The 1,592-nt window shown below is 57.5% G+C and carries 2 protein-coding genes; one reads left to right on the top strand and one right to left on the bottom strand.

The features are described 5' to 3' along the window. The coding region (locus tag EOL86_14710) for a TraB/GumN family protein (GenBank protein ID NCD26823.1) at positions 1 to 1,160 on the bottom strand (1,160 nt) is incomplete at its 3' end. Positions 1,161 to 1,305: 145 nt separating this feature from the next. Between EOL86_14710 and EOL86_14705 the strand changes: the two genes are divergently transcribed. Then, a partial coding sequence (locus tag EOL86_14705) for an MATE family efflux transporter (GenBank protein NCD26822.1) occupies positions 1,306 to 1,592 on the top strand: 287 nt, incomplete at its 3' end.

Raw genomic sequence — 1,592 nt, 5'->3', positions numbered from 1 at the left:
CCGATAGATGCGCCCAGATTGGCGAAAATAACCACCAGCAGAATACGGCTGACCGGATTGGTCCAAAATCCTTTCACGGTCAGGATACTGGAAGGCAGATCTTCCAAATCCGAGACAGTGGGCTTCTTGACCCAGGCCTGAACCAGGCCGGCCACCCAGCCGGCGGCCAGGATGGGATGCAAAGTGGTGATGGGCGCGGCCAGAAAACTGGACAAAATGGTCAGCGGATGCCCCAAGGCCGCCGCCGAACCCAGCGCGGCCAACATGCCGGTAACCAGAACCCAGATGGATACGGCTTCCATGGATACGCTAGCGCCGCCGCGTAAAAAGCCGATTCCGAGCAGCGCGACGAAAAAACCCGGCAATCCCCATTTCCAGAACGCCCCCCACTTGGATGGCGGCGGCAACTGCTCCAGAGGGGACAGATCGATCTCCTGGTCGAAATACCGTTGCATGCCCGGCACATGACCGGCCCCGACAACGGCCACGATATTCTCACCCGGTGCAAGGCGGATCTTTTGAGCCAGATAGATGTCCCGCTCGTCAATAAGACGCTCCTTGATCCCTGGGAAGTTCTCCGAAAAAGCGCCCATGATGGACTCCAGCTGATCCTTGTTCTTCATGTCCTCGATCATGGACTTATCCACATCTTCGTCCACGAAGATGCCGGTCAGGAGCTGGGTCAAAAGACGGACCTTGTTCCAAAACCCCAAAAATCCCCACACTCGCTTCAAGGTGATCTGTACATCCCGGTCGGCCAAAACCAAAGTTGCCCCGGTTTCCTCGGCCAGACGCACGCCTTCCATCATTTCCGCGCCCGGCTGCACGCCCAATTTGTCGCCGATCTTGCGATAAAACGCCTGAAGCACGAGCTGAATGAGCAGGAAGGCTGCCTTGCCCTCCTTGATAACCTTAAAGATATCCATACGCCGCCAATCGTCTCGCCGCGTCATGGACTGATACCGGGCCTGGCATAACTCAACACAAATGGAATCGGGCTGGACAATTTCGACTGTCCGACGCACGTCATCCACGCTTTCCTTTGATACATGGGCCGTGCCGACCAGAAAGAAACGCTTGCCTCCTTCCTCGACCACGGTCACGCTTTCGGGCAGATGTTCACGATTCACAAAAAACCTCGCGGGCTCACACCCCGTCATACATGATAAAGATCGGTTTCGTTATCGGGAGGGCTTGCGGAAAGCAAGCCTTCCCCCGCCGTGAAACAATGGTGCCATTTTCCCTCTTGTCAAATCATCACCGCTGACGCATTGCGGCCTCGACGGAAGCACCCGGAGACAAAGCATGACCGACCGCGAATTCGACCAGCGCATGGAGCGCGCGCCCTATGCCACCATCTGGAACCTGACATGGCCCCAGGTGGTAATGATGATTTTTCATTTTCTGATCGGCTTCGTGGATGTCTGGGTGGCCGGCCGCATCGGTCGCGAGGTTCAAGCCTGCATGGGCGTGATGAGCCAGGCCATGTTTTTTTTCCTGGTGGTGGCCGTGGCCCTGGCCAACGGCAGCGTGGCGGCCATCAGCCAAAGCTCCGGAGCAGGTCTGCCGCGCCGCATCAAACGCTTCGTGGG

Source organism: Deltaproteobacteria bacterium, from assembly GCA_009930495.1.
Lineage (GTDB): Bacteria > Desulfobacterota > Desulfovibrionia > Desulfovibrionales > Desulfomicrobiaceae > Desulfomicrobium.
Note: the sequence above shows the minus strand (reverse complement) of the source record. Positions and strands in the feature narration are given on the sequence as shown.